This is a genomic window from Streptomyces sp. B5E4 (genome assembly GCF_039871555.1).
Lineage (GTDB): Bacteria > Actinomycetota > Actinomycetes > Streptomycetales > Streptomycetaceae > Streptomyces.
Genome location: NZ_JBDPMI010000024.1, coordinates 63045 through 81432 on the forward strand (window position 1 = coordinate 63045; position 18388 = coordinate 81432).

Here is an 18388-nt window from a genome sequence, read left to right on the forward strand (position 1 = left end):
CGGTCTGCCGACGGGGTCGGCGGACGGTTTCGCTTTCGGTGGCTGAGGGCGGGCAGGTCGACAGCCCAAGTGTCGCCTCGGGGTGGGCGCCGGGTTCCACTGCTCCGGTAGGAGTGGTGCTTCTCGTAGGGACGTAAAGTAGCTGGTCAGCCGGGCTTTGGTAGGAGAGCGAGCCGTGCGAGAGCTGCGGTGATCTCGTCGGCCCACGGCCAGTGGCGGGCGATGCGGAGGATGCGACGTCGGCCGGTCGTGACGAGCTGAGCGGCTGCGGAGAAGAGGCGGAGCCGAAGCCGGCGGGGTTCCCAGAGCCGGGCGTTGCCGGCCAGGGCGAGCATGGGCATCCAGGCCAGCAGGTCGAGCGCGAGCTGGACGATCTCCAGCCAGACCTTGTTCTGCGCGGTGTCGTGCAGGGGCAGGTTGCGCAGTCCCGTTGCGCGGGCGGCCCGGATCCGGTCTTCGGCCCGGGCCCGCAGCCGGTGACGGAGCTCCAGTGCGGCGATCGGCCCGTCAGGGGTATTGGTGGCGAAACAGGTGATCCGCATGCCGTCCGCATCCGTGATCCTCAACTGGGCACCGGGATGGGGCCGTTCCTTGCGGACGATCAGCCGCATCCCTCGCGGCCAGCTCTCGAGCAGGTCGCCGGTGAGTTCGGCGACCCAGGCCCCGTCACGGACCCCGCCGCCGGTCTCGATGGCCGGGGTCCATGCCGAGGCGGGGATCTTCAGCACGTGCTGGTGGATGGCGTGGGTGATCACCATGCCGACGGAGTAGGACAGCCAGCGCCCGCGCCGGGCGAGCCAGGAGACGAACTCGTGGGTGCCGCCAGCGGAGTCGCAGCGGATGAGGGTCTGCCGTCCGCGCCGGTACTTCTTGGGCAGTTGGGCGAGGGCGAGGCGAGCGGTGGTGATGTGGTCGGCGGCGGTGTTCGAGCCCGCGTTCCCGGGGCGGAGGAGAGTGGCGACGGGTTCGCCGGTTCCGCCCGGCCCGTGGTCGACGAAGGCCATCAGCGGGTGGTGGCCGTAGGTCTTCTTCCAGGTCGGGGCGGCATCTTGCTTGTCGGAGTGGGAGACGACCAGGACTCCGTCCAGGTCCACGATCACCTGCCCACTGGTGTCCGGTGCCCGGCTGCCGGCCAACGACCAGGCGCGGGCCCGGACTTCGGAGCGGGCGGTGCGGATGGCGTTCAGTGCCTTCTCGCCCACAGTGGCGAGGGTGTCGATCAGGCGGGAGACCGCGGGGTCGGAAGCGACCGGTCCGAACACGGCCGGCTCGGCCCGCAGCATCGCGATGTCGGCGAGGCAGTCCCCACCGAGCGCGACCGCCAGCGCAAGATCTACGAGTATCTTGCCCGGGTCGTGGACGGCCCGCGGTTTCCGCCAGGGTGCAAGTGCTGCGGATATGGCCTGGTCAAGGCCGGTCTTGCGGACCGTTTCGACCAGCAGCACTGAACCGGCCTGCGAGACCGCGGCCCGGCCGTCGTCCCGGACAAGGACATGGGGATAGAGCCCGATAGGCTGCTTCACCTGGAAAGTGCCTCTGGATTCAGCGGGAACAAGGACCTAGACAATCCTCATTCTTGCAGTTCAGAGGCACTTTTCTCTTACCTGACCACCCGTCGGACAGCCCGCTTCATGAAAGCGCGAGGCTAGCCTCGATCTTGCGTGAGGGTCCGTCAGCTTGCTGATGGGCCCTTTCGGCTCTTTCGGGGTGGTCATTTCTGCAGGTGGGCAGGCTAGTGGCCCGGCTGTCGCGTCGGGTGTGCGCCGGGTTCCACGGCTCCGGCCGGGTGGGGCTGCTCGTAGGGACGGGAAGTTGCTGGTCAGTCGGGGGTCGGCAGGGCCGCGAGCCGTTGCAGAGCGTCGGTGATCAGACCGGTCCAGGGCCAGTGCTTGGCGAAGCGGAGGATGCGGCGTCGTCCCGTCGTGACGAGCTGCGCGGCGGCGGAGAAAAGGCGAAGTCGCAGGCGGCGGGGCTCCCACAGGCGGGCTTGGCCGGTGAGGGCGAGCAGGGGCATCCAGGCCAGCAGATCGAGGGCGATCTGGATGATCTCCAGCCAGATCTGGTTCTGAGCGGCGTCGTGCAGGGGGAGGTTGGTAAGGCCGGTGGCACGGGCGGCGCGGATACGGTCCTCGGCGCGGGCACGCTGGCGGTGCCGCAGCTCCAGCTCGGCGATCGAGGTGTGCTTGGTGTTGGTGGCGAAGCAGGTCAGGCGCATGCCGTCGGCGTTGGTGAAGCGCAACTGGGCGCCGGGGTGGGGCCGTTCCTTCCGCACGATCAGCCGCATCCCCTCGGGCCAGCCCTTGAGGCAGTCACCGCCGAGCTCAGCTACCCAGGCGCCGTCATGGATCTCGCCGTCGGGCTCGACGGCCGGTGTCCAGGCCGGGGCCGGGACCTTCAGGACGGCCTGGTGGATGGCATCGGTGATGGTCATGCCGACGGAGTAGGCCAGCCACCGGCCGCGGGCGGACAGACAGTCGACGAACTCGTGGGTGCCCCCGCCCGAGTCGGTGCGGATCAGCGTCCGCCGTCCGCGCCGGTACTTCTTCGGCAGCTGCGCCAGCGCGAGCCGGGCGGCTTCGATGTGGTCTGCAGCGGTGTTGCTGCCGGCGTTCCCGGGCCGCAGCAGCCCGGCAACCGGTTCTCCGGTCCCGCCCCGGCCGTGGTCGACGAACCCCATCAGCGGATGGTGCCCGTAGGTCTTCTTCCAGGTCGCGGCCGCATCCTGCTTCTCGGAATGCGCTATTACCAGCACCCCGTCCAGGTCCACGACCACCTGCCCGGCCGCGTCCGGCGCCGCGTCACCGGCCAACCTCCATACATGTTCACGCACTTGAGCGCGGGCCTGACGCAGTGCGGTCAACGCACGCTTCCCGCCCGCTGCCAGCGCGCTGACCAGCCGGGACACCGTCGGATCAGAGGCCACCGGCCCGAACACCGCCTGCTCGGCCCGCAGCATGCCCGCATCCGCCAGGCAGTCTCCGCCCAGCGCGACCGCGAGCGCCACATCCAGCAGGATCTTGCCCGGATCATGCACCGCCCGCGGCTTGCGCCACGGCGCCAACGCCGCCGATATCGCCTGATCCAGGCCGGCCTTGCGAACCGTCTCCACCAGCAACACTCCACCGGCCTGGCAGACCACCCCGCGACCGCCGCCTTCGCTACGGACACGCGGGTAGGACCCGATACGCTTCTTCACCTGGAGAGTGCTTCTTTCATGCGACGACCTGGACCCTAGACAAGTCCCATCGTTGCAGGTCGGGAGCACTCTCTGGGTTTCTGATCACCCACCGGACGCCCCGCCGCGTGAAAGCGCGAGGCTAGACCGTCTCCCCGTTGGTGCCCGGCCTTCATTCGTTACCGACCAGGCGCAGCACCGGGCGACGGTCGATTTCTCCGAGCAGATCGCGTACCTGTCCGGGACTGAGTCTGAGGGCATCAGCGAGCGTCGGCACCCCGGCTCCGTGGTCCGTGGCAAGCTCCGCGGCCTTCTTCAGGAGCGTCGGTACCTCTCCGGAGTACGCACTGGTCGGATCGGCGGACGGATCGTTGGCTAGGGCGAGGCGCTGATAGGCCCGTCGTGCCGATGACTCCGTTGTTCGGCCGCGCTCGACCATCCGACGTACAAGTGAGTGCGACGAAACGCCCCATGTCCTGCCCAGCCGGTCCAAGGCAGCCAGGTCGAGCCGTCGGGGAAGAACCGTGTCCATTGATGACGCGGGTGTCAGGAACGCGGCGGCGAACTCGTCGGCTTCTCGCTCCACTACCTGGCTATGATCACGGGAGTTGGCGTGTAGCAGCAGGTGCCCGATCTCGTGCGCGATCGAGAATCGGTGCCGGAACACGTTCTCGCTCCGTCGTGGCGTCGTGATGATGATGGGACGGTCCACGATCACGGCCGAGAAGCCGTCCACGGCATCGATTTCGCCGAGCGGGCGCGCCGCCACGACGATGCCTCGGGACTCCGCCGTCGCGACCAGATGCTTGATCGGGCCGTCGGGCAAGTCCCAATGCCTCCGCAGGAGCGCGGCGACGTCCGAAGGCGAGGCCCCGCCCTCGACTTCGGGGAGATCCGTTTCGGGGAGCTTGACATACCTTTCGAGCGCGAACGTCAGCTCCCACACCAGCGTTGCTGTGGCCAGCGCCTTCTGGCGGTCGCTCACACGCGCCGACCGTAGGCTCCGGAAGTGAGCGTTCACGCTGTCGATCCGTGCCAGGGGGCGACCGACGCCGAAGAACTCCGGTCGCACTTTCAACGCCCGTGCCAACCGATCGAGCACGTCGGGGCGGGGCGAGTTGACTCCGGCCTCGTACTGGCCGACGGCTGCAGCAGACACCCCCACTTCGGAGGCCAGGTCGGTCTTGCTCACTGCGAGGCGAGCACGGGCCTGGGTGAGCCGCGCCGGCTCGAACCGACCATACGTCTTCCCGGAGACAGGTGGGTCGAACAGGCTCGGAGAGTCCTCACGCATCCGACCGGGGCCCCTCCTGCTCTCGGAGCTCGACAGTGGGACCAGCAGGTTCACCGGTGTCGAACGACTCCACGTCCGACGTCTCGGTCTCGATGATGGGCTCGGACTCCCAGATGACCTCCTGCCCGCGCATGTGAACCGTGCCGGTTCCCTCGTCGTAGACGGCGATCCCCCATTGAATGGACCGCAGTTGTCGCGGTGACGACTGGACCGTTACGAGCACCACTGGCATCGTGTCGCTCACCGCCATCAGCTCACGGCCGAGCCCGCCGTCGTCAGGAGCGTTATCTCCCGGCTCGGTCTCGTGCATGAAGCCGGGGTCGAACAGCGTCGGGTCAGGCGGCGGGGCGCTGAAGCCGTTCTTCCGAGTCGGGCTCGACGCGAACTGGCTGACAGCGTCCGCGGTGTCTGGGATGCGCCATACGTACAAGAGGCAGTCGTTGACAACCGGGATCTTGTACCCTCCTGGACTCAGCTTGTGCGAAACGAAGCCGCGCCTCGTCAGCGCGTCATGAGCGTCTTCCAGCAGGTCTCGCCACTGGCCTCCGAAGCCCATGGTGTAGCGCGATCCCGATATCTGATGCGCTTCAGCGAAGCGGTCGTGCAGGGAACGCACGACCTCGACGATCACATCACGGACGTTTGCAGCGTGACGGCCGAGAGCTTCGGCGGGCGAGTCCGGGGTCATGTGATGCATCTCCTGCAATCCGCGTCCGGAACCGTGGATCGGCCAGGACGTCACTTTATTGTGCCACACGATTCGCGCATCAAAGCTTCAACTGCCTGACAGGACCGTGCATCTGGGTATTGATCGGCGGTGCCGAAGCAATCGGGCTTGGTGAAGCAGTCCAGCGGCAAGGAGCGCTCTCCTGCTCCGGGCGGGCAACCCTGTCGGCGGGGACAGCCTCGCTGATGGTGTCCGTGCGGTAGGCCCAGCCCGATGTCTTCGGCCCGACGGCATCAGGCTCCCGCCGCACGGCCCATCGACAACCTTGGCGCGGCCGAACCGGAAGCTCTCGCCATGATCCTCGACCCGACCCGACCCGACCCGAAGGTGGGGCGCCGGTAAGAACCATGCCACCGGTTTGGAGACCGGATTCGCGCACGCTGTTCCGTTCATTCCGCGTCTGCCCCGACGCCAAGATCGCGTTACACATCCATGACACAAACGCGCGGGAACTCCCGGGAAACCGCAGGTAGAGACGTTGCGTATCTTGGCGTGGAAAACGGCCCTGATCCAGGTAAACGCCCAGGTCAGGGCCGTAAAGGCGGACGAGTCGGCCTGTACGCCGGGTTCTGTCTCCCGGGGGCCTTGCGGCCGCCGGGGAGGCGGTCATCCATCTGGGACCGGTGTTGCCACCGGCCTCGTGCGGTCTACCCGCGGACTCGGGCGGGCCGCCCTCGGTCGTCCGCGCAGGGCCGCTTCCGCGGCCCCTCTTGACCTTGCTCCGGGTGGGGTTTACCTAGCCGCCCGGGTCACCCCGGGCGCTGGTGGTCTCTTACACCGCCGTTTCACCCTTACCGGGGGCACGCCCCCGGCGGTCTGTTTTCTGTGGCACTGTCCCGCGGGTCACCCCGGGTGGGCGTTACCCACCACCCTGCCCTGTGGAGCCCGGACGTTCCTCGACGATCCCTGGAAGGGACCGCCGCGACCGCCCGGCCGGCTCGTCCGCCGTGGGGTCCATGTTAGTGGCTGCGACGGTCTCCTTGCCGCCGCCCGGGTCCGAGCCGGCGGCGGTGGCCAGGAAGGAGCCGGCCAGGATGAGGACGAAGGCGGCGCCGATGGAGCCCGTCAGGGGCTCGTCGAGGAAGGCGACGCCCGCGGCGACCGCGACCGCCGGGTTGACGTACGTGAAGACCACCGCGCGCGTCGGGCCCACCTCGCGGATCAGCTCCAGGAAGACCACGAACGCCAGCGCCGTGCACAGCACCCCCAGGCCCACGAGCGACGCGAGCACCTTGCCCGAGGGCGTCGTGTCCGGCCAGGTGGCGATGCCGGCGGGGGCGTAGACGATCGCGGCCAGCAGCAGGCAGGGGGCGATGAGCTGGAGCGTCGGTACGTCCTTGAGGCGGCGGGCGATGATCAGCGGGGCGGTGGCGTAGCCGAGGGCGGTGAGCATGACCTCCGTGATCGCCCACGCCGAGCCGCCGCTCAACTCCGGCGCCGCCAGCACCGCGACGCCCGCCAGACCCAGCCCCAGGCCCAGCCGGCGGCGGCGGCCCAGGCGCTCCTCGTCGCCGAGGAGCCGGGCGAGGATCACACCGATCGTCGGCACCGCGGCGATCAGCAGCCCGGCCATGGCGCTCGACAGCGTGCGTTCGGCATCGGTCAGGGTCCACCACGGGCCGATGATCTCGATGCAGGCGAACGCCAGCATCGGCGCCCAGTGCGCCCGTACGGTACGGACCAGCCCCCCGCCGCGCAGCGCGAGCGGCAGCAGGACGAGCGCGCCCAGCGCGCACCGTACGAAGACGACCCCCGACGGCGACACCGCGTCCACCGCCACCTTGATCATCAGATACGGGACTCCCCAGACGACGCCCATGAGGAGGAACAGGACCCAGCCGCGTGCAGTCATGCCGCCCAGCGTCCGCGCCCCGACGGCCCGCTGTCTTGAATGCCGTTGCGGCCGCTACGGCCGCACGCTCCTGCGGTACGCCGCCGGTGTCGCCCCCAGCACCCGCCGGAACCACCGCGTCAGATGCGCCTGGTCCGCGAACCCCACCAGGCCCGCCACCTCCGCCGGCCGGTGCCCCGCCTCCAGCAGCCCGCGCGCCCGCTCCACCCGGTACTGCGCCAGCCAGGCGTACGGAGGCATGCCCATGGTGTCCCGGAACGCCCGCAGCACCTGGTACCGGGACAGCCCCAGGTCGCAGCCGATCGCCGCCAGCGACGGCGGGTCCGTCAGCTCGTCGGCCAGCCGGTCCCGTACCGCACGGGCGACGCCGCCGCCCAGCCGCGCGGGGGCCGCCGGGCGGGCGCGGCCGTGCCGGCGGGCCAGCGCGGCGAGCAGCCACGGCAGCCGCGACTCCGCCTCCAGCGGCTCCGCGCCGCGGTCGACCGCGACGTGGGCGGCGCGCAGCGCGGCGGCCAGGGCCGGGTCGTCGATGACGGGCTCGGCGAAGTGCGCGTCGGTGCAGGCGCCGTCGGTCAGCAGCGCCATGGAGGGGTAGAACGCGCGGTAGGCGTACCCCTCGTCGCCCGCCGGGCCGCCGGTGTGCGCCTCGCCGGGGCCGAGGACGACGATGCTGCCGGGCCGGGCCCGGATCCGCTCGCCGCGGTAGTCGATGACCTCGGCGCCGTCGGTGCACACCCCGACGGCGAACTCGTGGTGGGCGTGCGGTGCGTAGCGGTGGTCGGTGAAGCACGCCGTCATCAGGTACAGGGACTGGCCCGCGCCGAGCGGCGTTCGCGTCCAGCGCGCGTACTCCTCGGGCCCCCGCCCGCCCCCCTTGCCGCTCATGCGTCGCATTGTGCGCGATGCCGTACGCCCCTTGCCAGCGGGATTCCGCGGCTGCCTACGATGCGCGGATGTCGCAGCGAGATCTGTCCCCCGAAGAGTTCCGCGAGCTCGGCCACGCCTACGTCGACTGGATCGCCGACTACCGCGCGCGCGTCGGCGAGCTGCCGGTGCTCCCCGGCGTCGAGCCGGGCTGGGTGCGCGAGCGGCTGCCGGCGAAGCTGCCGGAGGAGGGCGAGCCGCTGACGGAGGTGCTGGCGGACATGGACCGCGTCGTGGTGCCCGCCTCGACGCACTGGCAGCACCCCGGCTTCTTCGCGTACTTCCCCGCGAACGCCTCCCTCGCCTCCCTCCTCGGCGACATGCTCTCCACCGGCCTCGGCACCCAGGGCATGCTCTGGTCGACGTCCCCGGCCTGCACGGAGCTGGAGCAGCACCTGCTCGACCAGCTCGCCGACGCCACCGGACTGCCCGCCGAGTTCACCTTCGCCGGCGGTGGCGGCGGCGTCATCCAGGACTCGGCGTCCTCGTCCTCGCTGGTCGCGCTGCTCGCCGCGCTGCACCGCACGTCCGGCGGCGCGTGGCGGACGGCGGGCCGGGACGGGCGCGAGGTGCTGTACGTCTCGGCGCACACGCACTCCTCGCTGGAGAAGGCGGCGATCGCCGCCGGCCTGGGCGCGGACGCCGTACGGATCGTGGCGGCCGGAGACGACGGCGGCCAGACGATGGCCCCCGAGGCGCTGGCCGCGGCGGTACGTGAGGACCTGGGAGCCGGCCGCCGCCCGGTGATGGTCTGCGCCACGATCGGCACCACCGGCACCGGCGCCGTCGACCCGGTGCGGGAGATCGCCGCGGTCTGCGCCGAGTACGGCATCTGGCTGCACGTCGATGCCGCGTGGGCGGGCGCCGCCGCGTTCTGCCCCGAGCACCGCGGGCTCTTCGACGGCGCCGGGCTGGCCGATTCGTACAGCACCGACGGGCACAAGTGGCTGCTCACCGCCTTCGACTGCAATCTCTTCTGGACCCGCGACACCGCCACCCTCGTCGGCGCCCTGACCGTGCTGCCGGAGTACCTGCGCAACGCCGCCAGCGAGTCCGGCGCCGTCGTCGACTACCGGGACTGGCACCTGCCCCTCGGCCGCCGCTTCCGCGCGCTGAAGCTGTGGACGGTGCTGCGCCGCTTCGGCCTCGAAGGCATACGGGACCACGTGCGCCGGCACATCGGGCTGGCCGCGGAGCTGGAGTCGTGGGCGGTGGCCGACCCCCGCTTCACGCCGGGGGTGCCGCGGAGTCTGGCGCTGGTGTGCCTGCACGCCGTCACCGGCCGCGGCACCGGGGCCGACAACGCCGCGACGAAGGCGGTGCTGGAGCGGATCAACGCGGGCGGGCGGTCCTACGTCACGCACACGGTGGTCGACGGCCGCTATCTGCTGCGGGTCGCGGTCGGCGGACTGGAGACCGAGGAGCGGCACGTACGGACGCTGTGGGACGACCTGTGTGCCGCGGCGGACGCGGTGGCCGCCGCGGACGAGGGGGAGACCGCGGATCGGGAGGAGGCCGCCGGCACCGCCTGAACCGGCCGGGCCCGCGGGGCGCCACTTGACCTTGTCGCGACGTCAACGTTTCTACTGAGGTCATGCGTATCGGAGAGCTCGCCGCGCTCGCCGGGGTCACCACCCGTACCGTGCGGCATTACCACCGCATCGGGCTGCTGCCCGAGCCCGCCCGCCGGGCCAACGGCTACCGCGTCTACACCCTGCGCGACGCCGTCGAGCTGGCCCGTGTCCGCCGCCTGACCGAGCTGGGCCTCAGTCTGGACGAGGTCCGCGACGCGCTCGCCGACGACATCGGCAAGGAACTGCACGAGATCCTCGCCGAGCTGGACGCCGACCTCGCCCGGCAGGAGGCCGCCATCCGGCAGCGCCGGGCCCGACTCGCCGAGCTGCTGCGGCACGCGGAGGGCGGCGGGCTGACCGCCGAGGGGCCGGTGTCGCCCGAGCTGGCGGCGGTGTTCGCGGACATGTCCCGCACCTCCGCGGCGCTCGGCGTCCCGGAGCCGGCGAGCGCCGCGAAGGAGCGGGAGCTGCTGGCGCTGCTGGACACCACCGCCGACGACGCGCACCGGGGCTGGCTCGCCGGGCTGCTGCACGCGCTCAGCGCCGACCCGGCGGCGATGACCCGCGCGTACGGCATCTACGCCCGGCTCGACGAGCTGGCCGACGCCGGGGCCACGGACCCGCGCGTCGGGGAGCTGGCGCGTGACGTGGTCGCGGTCCTGCCGGACGAGGCGCTGGCGCTGATGGCCGCGGGGCCCGACGCGGCCGGCACCGCCGCGGGGGAGGACGGTGACGAAGGCCGGGAAGCCTTCGCGGAGGTGTTCTTCGCGGACTTCCCCCCGGCGCAGGCCGAGGTCATGCGCCGGGCGATGACCCTGCTCGAAGAGCGGACGGGCGGGGCCGGCGAGGCGGGCGGGGCCGGGCACACGGACCGGCGGCGCGGGGAGAGTGCGTCGTGAACGCGCTGCGCCGTACGGTCCGCTGGGCCCTGGCCGCGCTCGTCCCCGGCGAGCTGGTGCTCGTGCTCTGCCTCGTCTCGGGCGTCCGCACCCCGGATCCCGTGCTGCTCGCCGTCGAGGTGGCCGTCCTGCTGGTCACCGCGGCCCTGGTCACGCTGCTGGCCGCCGACTACCGCCGCCACCGCGGCGCCGGCCTCGTGCCCCGCGCCGCGGGTCTGGAGGCCGTACGGGACAGCGTCCCGGCCGCCGTGCGCAAGCTGACCGTGCACGAGGTGAAGCTCTTCACCGCCACCCTGCGCTGGCTCGCCCGCTGTCCGAAGCACGGGATCGGTCCCGGCGACACCGCCGTGCCGTACGCCTCCGGGCAGGCGTTCACGTTCTACGGCTTCCTCTTCGTCTCGGTCGTCGAGACCGTGGCGCTCGCCCTCGTCATCCCCTGGCCGGTGGTGCACGCCGTCGTGCTGGTCCTCGACATCTGGGGCATCTACTTCATCCTCGCGCTCCAGGCGGCCTGCGCGGTCCGGCCGCACGTCGTCGGCGCGGACGGCTCGCTGCGCGTGCGGTACGGGGTCCTGCTGGACATCCCCGTACCGGCGGAGCTGATCGCGAACGCCCGGCTCGACCGCCGCTTCCCCGACGGGGGCGGGCTGCTGCGGCTGGACGACGACGGCACGGCGCACCTCGCGGTCGGGGGGCAGACGTCGGTGACCGTCGAGCTGACGGAGCCGGTGTCTTTCGTGCGTCCGCTGGGGAAGCCCGCGAAGGCGCGGGTGCTGCGGTTCTACGCGGACGACCCGCAGCCGGTGGTCGACGCCCTGCGCGCGGCGCGGGCGGCGCGCGAGGAGGCGGGGGAGCGGGCGGAGGGCCGGGGGGAGTCCGGCGGGGCGCCGCTGCCGGCTCAGGGCGCGGGCGCGAAGCGCACCGGGGACACCCCGGGCTCCGCCGCCGTCAGCCGCACCCGTACCCGGTGGCCCAGCGGCAACGGCTCGCCGGGGGCGGGCCAGGCGCGGACGGCGGGCCCCACGCCGTCGGCGGGCTCCGCGGAGCCGTCGGGCGCCGCACCGTCCGCGGGCTCGGCGCGTTCGGTGCCTTCCGCGCCTTCCGCGCCTTCCGAATCCTCCGCGTCTGCCGAGCCCTCAACGCGTTCCGTGCCCGCCGCGGCCTCCCCGCCTTCCGCGGCCTCGCCGGCCGCCGGGAGCGCCGGGGCGCCCGCCGAGTCCTCCGAGTCCACGCGGCCGATGACCGCCGGTTCGTAGAGCTGCACCGTCCCCCGTGTCGGCCGGTGCTCGTCGACCGCCACCACGTGCCCGTCGAAGACCTCCCCGATCCGCCCGCTCATGAGCGCCGCCTCCACCAGGTCCACGCACTCCCGCTCCAGCCGCCCCGCCCGCGCCGCGCCCCCGGCCATCAGCTCCGGGATGCCGCCCAGCGCCTCGCGCACCCAGTCCGGCGCCGGCTCGCCGGCCGCCGCCGCCACGCACAGCTCCAGGGCGTACCGGTCGGCCAGCCGCCGCAGCGGCGCCGTGCAGTGCGCGTACTCGTCGGCCACCGCGGCGTGCATCACGTCCTGCCGGGCCGGCGGCTCGCCGTCGAAGACGGTGTACCCGGCGCCGCGCAGCAGCGCGGTGCAGTCCTGGAGGAACGCCGCGTGGTTGGCCATCTGCGGGTTGAGGGAGCGGACCAGTTCGGGATAGTCCAGGCCCTCGGGCCAGTCGACGTCCAGCGCGTGGGCGATCCGGTGGAGATACGTCAGGGCGCCGCGCCGCGCGGGCGGCAGCGTACGCAGGATGCCGGTGCCGGAGGCGAGCATCAGGTCCGCGGCGGCCATGCCGGTGAGCAGGGACACCTGCGCGTTCCACGAGTGGGCGGGCAGCGGGGCGCGGTACTCCAGGGTGTAGCGGCCGTCCCGCTGCACCACCTCCTGCTCGGGTACGCCCAGCGAGATCCCGCCGCGTTCGCGCTCCACCTCCTCGCGCAGCAGCCCGACGTCGCGCAGCAGCGCGACCGGCTCCTCCGCGGTGCCCTCGTCGATCGTCTGCTGTACGCCGCCGTAGTCGAGCCGCGCGCGGCTGCGTACCAGCGCGCGGGCGACCGTGGCCTCGGCGACCTGGCCGCTGGAGTCCAGGTCGATCTCCCAGAGCAGCGCGGGGGTCGTCTGGCCGGGCAGCAGGCTGGCGGCGCCCTCGGAGAGCTGCTCGGGGTGCAGGGGCACCCAGGTGTCGGGGAAGTACAGCGTCGTCACCCGGCGGCGGGCCTCGGCGTCGAGGGCGCCGCCGGGGGTCACGAAGGCGGCGACGTCGGCGACGGCGTAGCGGATACGGAAGCCGCCGCCGCCCCGGCGGGCGACGTGGAGGGCCTGGTCCAGATCGCGGGAGCCGGGCGGGTCGACCGTGTAGAACGGGATGTCGGTCGCGTCCCGCTCGGGCAGCCGGGGGGCCTTCGCGGCGCGGTCGGCCTCGGCGAGCACCTCGGGCGGGAACGCCGCGGGCACGTCCTCTGCGGCCCGCAGCCGGCGCAGGGCGGCGCGGAGCGGGGCGTCCTCGGCGTCGGCGGCGTGCAGGATGCGTTGGGGCACGCATATCACCTTAATTCGGGCGGGCGTCCCGGGCGCGCCACCGCGGCCGGGCCCACCCCCCGCGCCCCAGGAGTGACCGCTCTGTCACCGCGCGGCTGGTAGACGTGGAGGCCCCCACCTCCGGGAGAGACATGCCCACCCCCCATGCATCCCGTCGTGTGCCCCGCCGGTTGTCGCGTACGTGCACCGCGATCATCCTCGGCGGTCTCGTCGCGACCCTCCCGCCCGCTGCGGCCGCGGAACCGCCCGCGGCACGCGGCGCGGCCGCACCCGCCGCCGAGGCGCCGCCCGACCGGCCGCCCCCGCCCCTCGACGTGCTGGAGCGCCGGCCCGGCACGAGCGACGGCCTGCTCTTCGTCGGCCCGCAGAGGAACCCCGGCCGGGCCGGGCCGCCCGGCGAGGAACCGCCGCCCGAGGCGGGCCGCGGCCCCCAGATCGTCGACGACCGGGGCCGGCCCGTCTGGTACCACCGCATCCCGAAGGACGAGTACGTCGCCGACTTCCGTGTGCAGGAGTACCGCGGCCGGAAGGTCCTGACCTGGTGGCAGGGCGCGAGCGACACCGCCGGACTCGGCGAGGGCGTCGGCTACCTCGCGGACGAGAACTACGACGTCATCGCCACCGTCCGCTCCCCGGACCCGGAACAGAGCATCGACCTGCACGAGTTCCGGCTCACCCCGCAGGGCACCGCCCTGGTCGTCAGCTACCAGCAGCGGCCCTACGACCTCACCCCGGTCGGCGGCCCCGCGGACGGCGACGTGATCGAGAGCGTCGTGTGGGAACTGGACGTCGCCACCGGCGAGCCGCTGCTGGAGTGGCGCAGCCTCGACCACGTACCGCTGCAGGAGTCCGACGAGCGGCCCTCGGGCCGCGCCGGCACCCGCCCCTTCGACTACCTGCACACCAACTCCGTCTCCCTGGACACCGACGGCGACCTCCTCGTCTCCGCCCACGGCACCAGCACCGTCTACAAGCTCGACCGGCGGACCGGCGAGATCATCTGGCGGCTCGGCGGCAAGAACAGCGACTTCCGGCTCGGCGCGGGCGCGCGCACCATCGCCCAGCACGACGTCGTGGCGGTCGGCGACGGCACGTACCGCATGTTCGACAACCAGAACACGCACTCCGAGGGCTACGAGACCCGCGTCGTCTGGGTGCGCATCGACCCGCGGCGCCGCACCGCCGAGCTGGAGCGCCAGCTCGTGCACCCGGACCGCGTCTCCACCGCCGTCACCGGCGGCAGCCAGGCCCTGCCGGGCGGCAACACCCTGGTCGGCTGGGGTTCTGCGGGGCGGATCTCGGAGTTCGACGCGGACGGGCGGCTGGTGTTCGACGCCGTCTTCCCGGAGGAGTACAGCTCGTACCGCACCTACCGCGACGCGTGGGAGGGCGAGCCCGGGACCGCGCCGGAGGTTCGGATCGACGGCGGCTCCGGCGACGCGCACGCATGGTGGAACGGCGCCACGGAGGTCGCCGGCTGGCGGGTGCTGGCCGGCGACGCGCAGGACGCCCTGCGGCCCGTCGCCCGCGCGCCGTGGGACGGGCTGGACACGGACGTCGACCTGCCGGCGCACGCGGTGGACGCGGCGTACGTGCAGGCGGAGGCGCTGGACGCGGACGGCCGGGTGATCGGTGCGTCCGCGGTCACGGGGACCGGCGCGGGCTGAGAAGCCTCAGACCTTCTCCAGCGGGCGGTGCGGGGCGTCCGGCAGCACGACGACGACCGGGTCGCCGGGACGTACCACGCCGCCCGTCAGCACCACGCTCATCACGCCCGCCTTGCGCACCACGTTCCCCGCCGCGTCCCGGCCGACGACCTGCTTGAGCAGCCCGTTCTGGAAGTCGTCTATCTGGTGGCAGGGGTTGCGCAGCCCGGTGATCTCCACGACGGCCTCGGCGCCGAGGTGCAGCAGCGTGCCGGTGGGCAGGCCGAGCAGGTCGACGCCGCGGGTGGTGACGTTCTCGCCGAGCTCCCCGGGGCGTACGGGAAAGCCCGCCTCGGCGACCTCGGCGAACAGCTCCTCGTGCATCAGGTGCACCTGCCGCAGGTTCGGCTGGGACGGGTCGCGGGCGACCCGGGAGCGGTGCTTGACCGTGACGCCGGCGTGCGCGTCGCCCTCGACGCCGAGGCCGGCGAGCAGGGTGATCGCCTCGCGGGCCGGCTTGTGGAAGGTGTACTCGCCGCTGCTGCAGACCGCTGTGACCGTGCCGTTCATGCCGTACGGGCCCCCTCCGCCGTGTCCGGTGATCCGCTACGAGCCTAACCGCCGGGCCCCGGGACCGCCCTGTCCGGCATACGGGATTGCCCGATAATCGATTCGTCGGATCGGCGGGCGCGTGGCAGCCTGACGCCCATGCTTGGAGTCACCGATCTGTCGACGTACCTCGCCGGGCTCGCCCTGATCATCCTGCTCCCGGGCCCCAACTCCCTCTACGTCGTCTCCGTCGCCGCCCGCCGCGGCGCCCGGGCCGGCTACCGCGCGGCCGGCGGCGTGATGTGCGGCGACATGGTGCTCATGGTGCTCTCCGCGGGCGGCGTCGCCTCGCTGCTGCAGGCCAGCCCGACGGCGTTCGCCGTCGTCAAGTTCGCGGGCGCCGGGTATCTGACGTGGCTGGCGGTCGGGATGCTGCGCGGGGCGTGGCGGATGTGGCGCGAGCGCGAGGCGCGGGCCGTCGCGCGGGCGGAGGGCGAGGCGGCGCGGACGGAGCCGGCGCGGGAGGAGATGGAGCGCCCGTACCGGCGGGCGTTCGTCGTCAGCCTGCTGAACCCGAAGGCGATCCTGTTCTTCGTCTCCTTCTTCGTGCAGTTCATCGACCCGGCGTATGCGCACCCGGAGCTGACGTTCCTCGTGCTGGCGGCGTGGGCGCAGTTGTTCAGCATCACGTACCTGACGGCGCTGATCTTCAGCGGTACGCACCTCGCCGCGCTCTTCCGCCGCAGGCGGCGGCTGACGGCGGGGATGTCGGCGGCCGCGGGGACGGCGTTCCTCGGCTTCGCCGCCAAGCTGTCGATGAGCAGCGCCTGACGTCCGCCCGGTCGCGTGACGCGGGGGCTCCCGCGCGCCGCCGGCCGCGGGCTGCCCGGCCCTGACCACCGGACAGCCCCGGCCTGCCGCGGCTCCCGCGGCCCCGCGGAAGCCGGCGGGCTCCCGCTGCCCCCCGCCGGCTCCCGTGGGTGTCAGAAGGGCGTCAGCGTCAGCGTGAGCCGCTGCGGCGCCCGGTCCTCGATGTACGACGCGAAGCCGGACACGTCGTCGAAGGCGAACCCGTACGCCCGCCCGTCCTGCGACACCTCGTGCATCACCCGCGCGTAGTGGTTCGAGACGTCGGTGCCGTAGAAGGCGGACGCGTCGGTGACCGGCTGGTCGGCGTGGTCGCGCAGGGTGGTGCGGTTGAGCGCGGCGCCGAGGACGGCCGCGACCGGTCCCGTGGTGCCGTCGTTCGGGGCGGCCAGCTTGCCGTCGCAGAACAGCACGTCGCGGGTGGGCGGCCGGTCGAAGGCCACGTCGGCGGGGCCGGTGAAGGACAGCCGGTCGCCGGCGACGCGGCCGGTGAAGGTACCGGCGTTCGTGGTGACCTTCAGGTCCTTGCCCGCGTACGCCGACCAGACCTCGTCCACGTACCCGTCGAGATACGCGCCGTCGAACAGTCCGGCGTCCAGGCCGTGCCCGGGGGCGATGACCCGCAGCCCGTCGGCGTCCACCAGCCGGCCGTAGCCCTCGGTGCCCGCCAGGGTGTCGAACACCTGCTGCCGGGCGCCGTCCTTGAGCGTCCCGGTCGTCTGGTCGGCGGCGCCCGTCAGGTGGATGGACATCGGCACGCTGAACATGTCGACCATGGTGGTGTTGCAGAACATGCCGGCGTCGTTGAGCGTGAACTCCATGCAGTCGTGCACCACGGGGTAGTTGGGGTCGGTGGCCACCCAGCCGGCGGGGTAGGCGAGCGCCGCGTTGCCGGCGCCGTCCGTGACCGCCTTCATCTTCAGCTTGCCGCCGAGGGCCACGTACAGGCGGCCGGACATGTTCGGCAGTGTCAGGCTCGTGTCGCCGCTGCCGGCGAAGGGGAGGGCGTAGTCGGTATAGCCGTCGGGGCCGTTGTCGCCGAGCGCGATGGGCGCGAGCGACCCGTCGGGCGTGAGGCGGACCTGCCGGCCGCCCTCGTTGCCGACGACGTAGACGCTGATGGAGGAGTTCTCGTACGCGCCCGTCTTGTTGACGACGGTCACGTCGAGGGCCGCGGCGGCGCCGCCCGCCCGCGCCGCGGAGAGCACCAGAGGTGTCCCCGCGGCGGCGGACGCGACGGCCAGGCCACCCAGCAGCCTGCGTCGCGAGATCACGTGGCGGCACCTCCGGACTGCTCGACCGATACGTAGTCGACGGTCATCGGCACGCCGGGCCGGGTGGCGTCGGTGGGGGTGGCGTGGCCGGCGACGCCGTCGGGGAAGGCGCCGCCCATGGCGACGTTGAGGAGGAGGAAGTGGCCGTGGTGGGCGAGGTTCGCCCAGGTCTCGGCGCCCACCTGGCCGGCGTTGACGGAGTGGTACTGCTGGCCGTCCACGTACCAGCGCAGCTCCTCGACGGGGCCGCTGCGGTCCAGCTCCAGGGCGTACTCGTGGAAGCCGGACTGGCAACTGCCGCCCGGGCAGGCGCGGGAGGCGCCCAGGCCGTTGTTCTCGTTGCACGGGCCCCCGGGCGCGGTGCCGCAGTGCAGCACGCCCCAGACGCTGTCGATGCCGTTGACGTTCTCCATGATGTCGAACTCGCCGATGCCCGGCCAGTTCCAGTAGTTGCCGCGGTAGGCGTCGCCGAGGGTCCAGAACGCGGGCCAGTAGCCGAGGGCTTCGGCGCCGGTGATGTTCGGCATCTGGATCCGGGCCTCGATGCGCATCACGCCGCCGGCCGGAGCCTGGAAGTCGGTGCGCCGGGTCTCGATCCGCGCGGACGTCCAGCCGCCGGAGGCGTCGCGGCGGGGGGTGATGGTGAGGTTGCCGTTGCCGTCCTTCCGGAGGTTCTCCGGGCTGTCGGTGTACGTCTGGATCTCGCCGGTGCCCCAGTTGGCGGGGCCGCCGGGGTAGGACGTGCCGGTGTCGACGATCCAGTTCGCGGCGTCCGGCGGGGAGCCGGCGGCGCCGTCGAAGTCGTCGCGGAAGACCTCGGCGAGGGGCGCGGGGTCGCTTCCGCCGTCCTCGCCGGCCGTCGCGGAGGGCAGGGTCAGGGCGCTGACCGCAGCCATCGCGGCGACCGCGCCGAGCAGGCTCCTGCGCCACCGTAGTCGTGTTGCGTGCATGTCTGGCTGCTCCTCGGGGTGTGGGGGGATGAGGAGGTTCTCCCCTGGGGATGCGCCTGTTTGAGAGCGCTCTCAGGTTGTG

At 72.7% G+C, this 18388-nt stretch carries 14 protein-coding genes and 1 other RNA gene; 5 read left to right on the forward strand and 10 right to left on the reverse strand.

The genetic code is table 11. The annotated features are described in order from the left end of the window. Nucleotides 1-146 precede the first annotated feature (146 nt). The 5 genes from ABGA99_RS26270 to rnpB form a co-directional block, all read right to left on the reverse strand. On the reverse strand, nucleotides 147-1523 hold the full coding sequence (locus ABGA99_RS26270) for an IS1380 family transposase (protein WP_347583554.1): 1377 nt from the start codon (nucleotides 1521-1523) through the stop codon (nucleotides 147-149). A 296-nt stretch (nucleotides 1524-1819) separates the two neighbouring features. Continuing rightward, nucleotides 1820-3196: an IS1380 family transposase gene (locus tag ABGA99_RS26275; RefSeq protein ID WP_347583555.1), complete on the reverse strand. Its 1377-nt coding sequence runs from the start codon at nucleotides 3194-3196 to the stop codon at nucleotides 1820-1822. A 151-nt stretch (nucleotides 3197-3347) separates the two neighbouring features. After that, complete coding sequence (locus ABGA99_RS26280) at nucleotides 3348-4469, reverse strand: XRE family transcriptional regulator (protein WP_347583556.1); 1122 nt, start codon at nucleotides 4467-4469, stop codon at nucleotides 3348-3350. Further along, on the reverse strand, nucleotides 4462-5157 hold the full coding sequence (locus ABGA99_RS26285; RefSeq protein ID WP_347583557.1) for a hypothetical protein: 696 nt from the start codon (nucleotides 5155-5157) through the stop codon (nucleotides 4462-4464). The genes ABGA99_RS26280 and ABGA99_RS26285 overlap by 8 nt, the downstream gene beginning before the upstream one ends. Nucleotides 5158-5738: 581 nt before the next feature. Beyond that, nucleotides 5739-6137, reverse strand: an RNA gene (gene rnpB / locus ABGA99_RS26290) — RNase P RNA component class A. 93 nt (nucleotides 6138-6230) lie between these two features. Here rnpB and ABGA99_RS26295 point away from each other — a divergent pair. After that, nucleotides 6231-6479 (forward strand): hypothetical protein, encoded by a 249-nt coding sequence (locus tag ABGA99_RS26295; RefSeq protein WP_347579452.1) that lies wholly within the window; start codon nucleotides 6231-6233, stop codon nucleotides 6477-6479. A gap of 623 nt (nucleotides 6480-7102) precedes the next feature. On the opposite strand, the gene ABGA99_RS26300 is transcribed toward ABGA99_RS26295, so the two are convergent. After that, nucleotides 7103-7933, reverse strand: a complete 831-nt coding sequence (locus tag ABGA99_RS26300; RefSeq protein ID WP_347579451.1) for an AraC family transcriptional regulator — start codon at nucleotides 7931-7933, stop codon at nucleotides 7103-7105. A gap of 68 nt (nucleotides 7934-8001) precedes the next feature. Between ABGA99_RS26300 and ABGA99_RS26305 the strand changes: the two genes are divergently transcribed. Both ABGA99_RS26305 and ABGA99_RS26310 read left to right on the forward strand, forming a co-directional pair. After that, nucleotides 8002-9504 (forward strand): pyridoxal-dependent decarboxylase, encoded by a 1503-nt coding sequence (locus ABGA99_RS26305; RefSeq protein ID WP_347579450.1) that lies wholly within the window; start codon nucleotides 8002-8004, stop codon nucleotides 9502-9504. Between the two features lie 62 nt (nucleotides 9505-9566). Further along, nucleotides 9567-10445 carry a MerR family transcriptional regulator gene (locus ABGA99_RS26310; RefSeq protein WP_347579449.1) on the forward strand — a complete coding sequence of 293 codons (879 nt, stop codon included), beginning with the start codon at nucleotides 9567-9569 and terminating at the stop codon, nucleotides 10443-10445. A gap of 898 nt (nucleotides 10446-11343) precedes the next feature. Here the strand turns inward: ABGA99_RS26310 and ABGA99_RS26315 are convergent. Next, nucleotides 11344-13020 carry an RNB domain-containing ribonuclease gene (locus tag ABGA99_RS26315; RefSeq protein WP_347583558.1) on the reverse strand — a complete coding sequence of 559 codons (1677 nt, stop codon included), beginning with the start codon at nucleotides 13018-13020 and terminating at the stop codon, nucleotides 11344-11346. A 131-nt stretch (nucleotides 13021-13151) separates the two neighbouring features. On the opposite strand from ABGA99_RS26315, the gene ABGA99_RS26320 reads away from it, so the two are divergent. Continuing rightward, on the forward strand, nucleotides 13152-14687 hold the full coding sequence (locus ABGA99_RS26320) for an arylsulfotransferase family protein (protein ID WP_347583559.1): 1536 nt from the start codon (nucleotides 13152-13154) through the stop codon (nucleotides 14685-14687). A 6-nt stretch (nucleotides 14688-14693) separates the two neighbouring features. Here ABGA99_RS26320 and ABGA99_RS26325 read toward each other — a convergent pair whose 3' ends face one another. After that, nucleotides 14694-15236 (reverse strand): MOSC domain-containing protein, encoded by a 543-nt coding sequence (locus ABGA99_RS26325; protein WP_347583560.1) that lies wholly within the window; start codon nucleotides 15234-15236, stop codon nucleotides 14694-14696. 138 nt (nucleotides 15237-15374) lie between these two features. Here ABGA99_RS26325 and leuE point away from each other — a divergent pair, with 138 nt between their 5' ends. After that, nucleotides 15375-16046, forward strand: coding sequence for a leucine efflux protein LeuE (gene leuE, locus ABGA99_RS26330; protein WP_347579445.1), 672 nt, complete (start codon nucleotides 15375-15377; stop codon nucleotides 16044-16046). A gap of 152 nt (nucleotides 16047-16198) precedes the next feature. On the opposite strand, the gene ABGA99_RS26335 is transcribed toward leuE, so the two are convergent. Together ABGA99_RS26335 and ABGA99_RS26340 are read right to left on the reverse strand one after the other, a co-directional pair. Continuing rightward, nucleotides 16199-17356 carry a beta-1,3-glucanase family protein gene (locus ABGA99_RS26335; RefSeq protein WP_347583561.1) on the reverse strand — a complete coding sequence of 386 codons (1158 nt, stop codon included), beginning with the start codon at nucleotides 17354-17356 and terminating at the stop codon, nucleotides 16199-16201. Then, nucleotides 17353-18306: a glycoside hydrolase family 16 protein gene (locus ABGA99_RS26340; protein ID WP_347579443.1), complete on the reverse strand. Its 954-nt coding sequence runs from the start codon at nucleotides 18304-18306 to the stop codon at nucleotides 17353-17355. Before ABGA99_RS26340 ends, ABGA99_RS26335 begins: the two co-directional genes overlap by 4 nt. Nucleotides 18307-18388: the final 82 nt, after the last annotated feature.